This window comes from Pseudomonas sp. GM49 (genome assembly GCF_000282355.1).
Lineage (GTDB): Bacteria > Pseudomonadota > Gammaproteobacteria > Pseudomonadales > Pseudomonadaceae > Aquipseudomonas.
This window is the reverse complement of record NZ_AKJL01000053.1, coordinates 1-6,667: the sequence shown is the minus strand read 5'-3', so window position 1 is coordinate 6,667 and position 6,667 is coordinate 1. Positions and strand designations below refer to the sequence as shown.

Here is a 6,667-nt window from a genome sequence, read left to right as displayed (position 1 = left end):
GGCGGTCGATTCACTTTTGATGAAGTCCCCCTGCCGATACCCGGTGACCACGACGTGCTGGTCAAAGTCGAGGCCAGCGGGGTGATCCCCAATCTGAAGAACGTCACCACCCATTTCCCCGAGTGGTACCCGTTTCTGCCGCTGCCAACGCTGCCGGCGGTCTTCGGTCTGGACAGTGCCGGAACCGTTAGCGCGGTAGGCGCGAAGGTCTCGGCGTTCAAGCCCGGAGACCGCGTCTACGTCAATCCTGGCGTCGGCTGCGGCGAGTGTCATTATTGCCGGCAGGGCGAGGCGCCGCGCTGCGACGCTTATACCTTCCTGGGCTATTTCGGTTTCGGCCCCGGCTCGCAGGCGATCTTCAAGCACTATCCCCATGCCGGCTATAGCCAGTACATGACTGCGCCGTCGACCAGTCTGGTGCGTCTGCCCCAGAAGCTGAGCTTCGCCCAGGCAACTCGCTTGGGCTACCTGGGCACGGCCTATTCGGCGATCCGCAAGTCAGCACTGCGGCCGGGGCAGAGCATCCTGATTCTCGGCGCCTCCGGTACGCTCGGGGTCGGTGCGACACTGCTCGCGCTGGCGTTCGGCGCGGCACGCATCGTGGTCGCGGCGCGTGACGAGGACGCTCTGGCCAGGCTCAAGCAATTGTCGCCTGAGCGCATCGTCACGGTATGCATCGGTGCCAGCGACATCCAGGAACACGTGCGTGAGCTGGTTCCCGGGGGCGTCGATGTGATGCTCGATACCTTGGGCGCCAAGGCACCGGCGGCGCTGTCGGTGAATGCCATGCAAGCCGTCGCACGGGGTGGCCGGATCATCCAGATCGGCGGCGTCGCGGGTCCTGTTCCGATTGATCCGCACCCGTTCATGTGCGCTCAGTTGCAGTACATCGGCTCGCTGTGGTTCACCACCGCCGAGGGTGACGAAATGGCCCGCATGATCGAAGCCGGCAGTGTCGACCTGTCGTTACTGGAGGAGCGCCGCTATCCGCTAGAACGGCTCAACGAAGCACTCGAGGATATCCAGACCCAGGCCAACGGCTTCACCAACTTCCATATTGTTCACGCTTGAATATCCTGCCCGCGCCGCGAAGACCGGCGTGGGCCTCACACTTACTCGGAAGCGTTCAGACAATGACAACAATGCGCATCGTGACTGGCCGAGACAGTTCCGGCAGTTCAGTCATCATCAGCAACGGCCCGCTCGCCGGCGCCGAATCCTTCACCCATTCCCCCGGTTTTTCTGCCGCACTGATATGGCAGACCGAACCGCAGGCGCGCATCGTCGATTGGCCCGTCGACCCGACGCCGCAGGTGGTATCGGTAGTGCCGGGGCCGGGCGGTACCAGCGCGCTGCTGGTCACCTTTGCACCAGACAATCTCATCGGCATCGCCGACTTCGATCCAGTAGCCGCCGGGCTGGAGCTCTGTGCCCGACTACCAGGACTCGGTGAACGCTTCGAAGCGGACCATCCGGGTTTCCATTGCACCGACACCATCGACTACGGCGTAGTGCTCGAAGGTGAAGTCGACCTGGAGCTCGATAACGGGTGCACTAACCGGTTGCGCCAGGGCGATATCGTGGTGCAAATGGGTACTCGTCATGCGTGGCGTAACCCCGGTAACACTCCGGCTCGCCTGCTGTTCGTTCTGGTGGGGGCTACACGGTCGCCAAACCCGGTCTGAAAGGGCGTAAAACACCGTAAAACACGGGGTTTCGGACGCTTTTGTGGCGTTTGTCAGAAACAGCGGGGCGCTTGGCTTTCAGGGCATGCTTCTTGCCTTTTCATAACGTCGAACTGGCCTTGCGAAAATGCGCAGCGATCCAGCAGGAGTACACCACATTGCACGCCCGAGATTAGCCGAAAAAAACAATTAAGCGTGTTTGTCTTGCAGTAGCAAAGTTGTCTGCCCACAGCATTGGGCGGAGGGTAAAAGCAATGGAAAATCTGGTTTTTGCGGCAACAACGCCGCCCGAAACAGTCCTGTCCCGATTCGAAGTATGTCGCACTCAGGACATAGAAGAAGCCACTCAATGGGGGGAGCGCATTTTCTGCGCGAATCGCCTGCGCAGTATGAGCAGCAAGGGGGCGGTCAATACCAGCATCTACTATCGCCGATTGGGGGGCATCGGTATCGGTCGCATGAGCTACGGTGGTGATATCACCATCGAGCCAGGCGTCCTCGATTCCTTCGCGCTTATTCAGATGCCCATCCGTGGTCAGGAAATGATTGAGTACGGCAATCAACGGGTGCATTCCACACCGCAGCTCGGGTCGATTCTCAATACCCATGCGCCGTTCAAGATTCATCATTGTCCCGGTACCGAGAAGCTGATCATTCGCGTCGAGCGCAGTTTGCTTGAACGGCATTGTCAGCAGCACCTGGGCCGCACGTTACGCAACACCATCGAGTTTCAACCGTCGATGCCGCTGGACACCGCTGAGGGTCGGCGCTGGATGCGCATGGTCGGCTGGCTCTACGACAGCCTGTCGGTCGATGAGGACATGCCTGCGCTGCTCACCGCACAGTTCGAAAATATCCTGGTCGACACGCTGCTGACGTGCCAGCCGCACACCTATAGCGCTGAGCTGTGCAGTGACCCGCGAGCCTCTGTCACCCCATCGTTCGTCAAGCGCGTGGAGCGCTTCATCGAAGATCACGCCCATGAGCCGATTTCGATCGTCGAGATGGCCGAGCATGTCGGGGTCAGCAGCCGCTCTCTGTTCACCGGCTTTCGCCGTTACCGCAACACCTCGCCGATGCTCTACCTCAAGGAGGTGCGCCTGCGCCACGTCCACGAGGAGCTGCAGCGCCAGAGTCCAGGTTCCGTCACAGTGACCACTGTGGCTTTCCGCTGGGGCTTCAGTCACCTCGGCCATTTCACCACCGACTACAAGCGTCGCTTCGGCGAGAGCCCGTCGGAGACGCTGTCCCGCTGATTTCAATGGACAGGGATGTCCGCCCCTCTGACCTCTCTGCGCATTTTCTGCGCTGGCGGGATAAGCCGCACAGTCTCGGGAGCGTCAGCTGCGTCTCTACTTCCTAGGATGACCGTCAAGCGTGCCGTAGTGCGACGCCAATGTCCTGTCAGCCTTTTGGGAGTCCCCACATGTCCGAGCAACCCATCATTCGCCGTCGCGTGGTTAAAACCGGCATCAGCGATGCCCGTGCCAACAACGCCAAGACCCAGAGCCAGTACCAGCCGTACAAGGATGCTGCCTGGGGCTTCGTCAACCACTGGTATCCAGGGCTGTTCAGCAACGAGCTGGCTGAAGACCAGGTCGAGGGCATCCAGATCTGCGGCATCCCGATCGTTTTGCGCCGGGTCAATGGTCAGGTTTATGCCCTCAAGGACCAGTGTCTGCACCGTGGTGTGCGCCTTTCGGAGAAGCCGACCTGCTTTAGCAAGAGCACCATCTCTTGTTGGTATCACGGTTTCACCTTCGACCTCGAAAGCGGCAAGCTGGTGACCATCGTCGCCAACCCGGACGACAAGCTGATCGGCACTACCGGTATCACCACCTACCCGGTGCACGAGGTCAACGGCATGATCTTCGTCTTCGTCCGCGAGGACAGCTTCCCCGACGAGGATGTACCACCGCTGGCCGACGACCTGCCGTTCCGTTTCCCGGAGCGCAGCGAGCAGTTCCCGCATCCGATGTGGCCGGCTTCTCCGGGCGTGCTCGATGACAATGCGGTGGCGCTCGGCATGCACCGCACCGGTTTCGGCAACTGGCGGATCGCCTGCGAAAACGGCTTCGACAACGCTCACATCCTTGTGCACAAAGACAACACCATCGTCCACGCCATGGACTGGGTGCTTCCGCTCGGCCTGCTGCCGACCAGCGATGACTGCATTGAAGTGATCGAGGAGGAGAACGGTCCGAAAGGCATGATGCAATGGCTGTTCACCGACAAGTGGGCGCCGGTGCTGGAAAACCGGGAACTGGGCCTGAAAGTGGAAGGGCTCAATGGTCGCCCATACCGCACTTCGGTGGTGCTGCCCGGTGTCTTGATGGTGGAAAACTGGCCCGGCGAGCACATGACCCAATACGAATGGTACGTGCCGATCACCGATGATACCCACGAGTACTGGGAAATCATCGTGCGCGTGTGCGACACCCCTGAAGAGCGCCAGAAGCACCAGCATCGCTTTGACCATGTGTACAAGCCGTTGTGCCTGCACGGCTTCAACGACTGCGACATCTATGCCCGCGAGGCGATGCAGAACTTCTATGCCGACGGTACGGGCTGGGACGACGAGCAGCTGGTGGCCACCGACATTTCACCGATCACCTGGCGCAAGCTGGCTTCGCGCTGGAACCGCGGTATCGCCAAACCGGGACGTGGTGTGAAGGGCGCCGTGAAGGACACCAGCCTGATCTTCAAGGAAACCGCCGACGGTCACCGTCCGGGCTACAAGGTCCGGCAGATTGCCGAAGAGTGATGTGCTCAGCTGTCCGGTACCTGCTGCCGGGCAGCCTCAGGCGAGGGTATTTTCGATGGACAATGAATTCGCTTCCACCAGCCGCTGGGTCACCGTCGACGGCGTGCGTCTGCACTACCGTCTGGTCGATGGACCGGACGACAGCCTGCCGGTGATCTTTACCCATGGCGGAGGCCCAGGCAGTACTGCCTGGAGCAATTTCCGCCTCAGCGCCGCGCCATTCGCGATGCGTCACACTTGTTACTTTCTCGACTTTGCGCAGTTCGGTGACTCGGACATGGTGGCGGTCGACGGCCCGGTATTCAGCTGGCATGCGCGCACGCTGCTGGGATTCATGGATGCCTTGGGCATCACTCAGGCGCACCTGGTCAATCAGTCGTTCGGTGGCTGCGTGGCGATCCGCCTGGCGGCCGATCATCCAGAGCGGGTCGCACGCCTGGTCCTGATCGGCTCGCAGCCGGTAGCGCGCGGTGTGATGCAACCGCTGGCGCTATCCGGCAAGCATGCTGCGATGCTGATGAGCGATTACTTCTTCGCCAATGGCGGGCCGAGTCAGGACAAGATGCGCACGCTGATCCAGCGCTACGAGCTGCACGACGACGCTGCAATCGACGAGGAGAACCTGCGCCTGCGCTATGAAGCGAGTTGCAACCCGGGTTTGCGTGCGCTGTTCGAGCAGTCCGGCGCCTTCGGTGAACCGGAAGACCTGATGCCGCTGTTTGCTCGAGTGCAGGCACCGACCTTGATCCTCTGGGGGCTGCATGACTGGTTTGGTGGCATCGATGTACCGATGCTGATGGTCAACCAGTTTGCCGATGCTCGCCTGCATGTGATGGGCAATGCTGCCCACCACCTGCAGAGCGAACAGCCAGCAGAATTCAACGCGTTGGCACTGAATTTCCTTGGAGGCTACCGATGATCGGCAGTAGCGATCTGCACTATCTTGAGCTGCACGAACTGTCACTGCTGATTCGCACCGGCAAGCTCTCTCCGGTGGAAGTCACCGAGGCGCAGTTAGCGCGAATCGAACGGCTCGACGGGACGTTGCACGCCTTTGCCACGGTCACTGCGCAGCTGGCGCTCGACCAGGCACGCGAGGCGGAACGCGAACTGTCGCGTGGCGAATGCCGTAGCCCGCTGCATGGCATCCCGCTGGCGGTAAAGGACTTGCTGCACACGGACGGCGTGCCCACGGCAGCGGGCATGCCGATTCACCAGGCATTCATCCCGCAGGAAGATGCCACCGTCGTCACCCGCTTGCGCGAGGCGGGGAGTGTGCTGCTTGGAAAGCTGCAGATGACGGAGGGTGCTTTCGCCATCCATCACCCGGACCTGCCCACGCCGATCAATCCCTGGCATCCGGGCCATTGGGCCGGCGCTTCTTCCAGTGGAAGCGCAGTGGCCACCGCCGCGGGTCTGTGTTATGCCTCGATTGGCAGCGACACCGGTGGCTCCATCCGTTTCCCTTGCGCAGCCAATGGCCTCACAGGGCTCAAGCCGACCTGGGGTCGGGTCAGCCGTCATGGTTGCTTCGAGCTGGCCGCCAGCCTTGACCACATCGGTCCCATCACCCGCAGCGCACGCGATGCCTTGTTCCTGCTATCGACCATCGCTGGCCACGATCCCAAGGACCCCACTTCGTTGCCCAGCGTTTGCCTGGAGGTGCCCGGCATCGAGGACTCGTTCCGCGGCCTGCGCGTCGGCATTGACGAGGCCTGGTTGAGTGATGGTGTCGACCCGGTGATTCAGCAAGCACTGGAACGGATCATGGCGATTGTCCGTGATGGCGGTGGCACGCTGCAGCGCGTGTGTATGCCGGACACCCGTGCGGTGAGCGGCAACTGGGAGGCTCACTGCGGCGTGCAGACTGCCGTTGCACACGCCGCCACTTACCCGCAACGTGCAGCGCAATACGGTCCGGCACTGAGCCGACTGATTGACGGTGGGCGAGCGCTCAGTGGCATGGACTACCAGCGCGTACTGCTCGACGCGCAGCGTTTCAGCGGTGAGTTGGACTACGTACTGAACGACGTCGACCTGCTGCTCGCCCCGGTACAGCCCTACGCTGCGCCGACCCACGAACAGCTGGCCAGCCTGGCTCAGGATCCAGAGGCCAATCGCCGGCTGATTCAGTTCACGGCACCGTTCAACGTCAGCGGTCACCCCTGTATCAGCCTGCCTTGCGGCTTCACTGACGATGGCCTGCCGATCGGCTGGC

Annotated in this window: 6 protein-coding genes; all 6 read left to right on the top strand. The window is 61.6% G+C overall.

Going from position 1 to position 6,667, the window contains the following annotated elements; translation table 11 throughout:
- The coding region (locus tag PMI29_RS24125; RefSeq protein ID WP_007994909.1) for an alcohol dehydrogenase catalytic domain-containing protein at positions 1-1,071 on the top strand (1,071 nt) is incomplete at its 5' end.
- Between the two features lie 71 nt (positions 1,072-1,142).
- Positions 1,143-1,685, top strand: coding sequence for a cupin domain-containing protein (locus PMI29_RS24130; protein ID WP_238541634.1), 543 nt, complete (start codon positions 1,143-1,145; stop codon positions 1,683-1,685).
- 254 nt (positions 1,686-1,939) lie between these two features.
- Positions 1,940-2,941 carry an AraC family transcriptional regulator gene (locus PMI29_RS24135; RefSeq protein ID WP_007994903.1) on the top strand — a complete coding sequence of 334 codons (1,002 nt, stop codon included), beginning with the start codon at positions 1,940-1,942 and terminating at the stop codon, positions 2,939-2,941.
- A gap of 170 nt (positions 2,942-3,111) precedes the next feature.
- A complete protein-coding gene (locus tag PMI29_RS24140) occupies positions 3,112-4,449 on the top strand; it encodes a Rieske 2Fe-2S domain-containing protein (RefSeq protein WP_007994901.1) in 1,338 nt (445 codons plus the stop codon).
- A 55-nt stretch (positions 4,450-4,504) separates the two neighbouring features.
- The gene (locus PMI29_RS24145; protein WP_007994900.1) at positions 4,505-5,368 is read left to right on the top strand and encodes an alpha/beta fold hydrolase; all 864 of its coding nucleotides are present in this window, start codon (positions 4,505-4,507) and stop codon (positions 5,366-5,368) included.
- A partial coding sequence (locus tag PMI29_RS24150; protein ID WP_007994898.1) for an amidase occupies positions 5,365-6,667 on the top strand: 1,303 nt, incomplete at its 3' end. The genes PMI29_RS24145 and PMI29_RS24150, both read left to right, overlap by 4 nt.

Coding starts and splice junctions, on each gene's coding strand:
- PMI29_RS24145 (WP_007994900.1), top strand. CDS start 4,505: ATGGACAATGAATTCGCTTCCACCAGCCGCTGGGTCACCGTCGACGGC.
- PMI29_RS24135 (WP_007994903.1), top strand. CDS start 1,940: ATGGAAAATCTGGTTTTTGCGGCAACAACGCCGCCCGAAACAGTCCTG.
- PMI29_RS24130 (WP_238541634.1), top strand. CDS start 1,143: ATGCGCATCGTGACTGGCCGAGACAGTTCCGGCAGTTCAGTCATCATC.
- PMI29_RS24140 (WP_007994901.1), top strand. CDS start 3,112: ATGTCCGAGCAACCCATCATTCGCCGTCGCGTGGTTAAAACCGGCATC.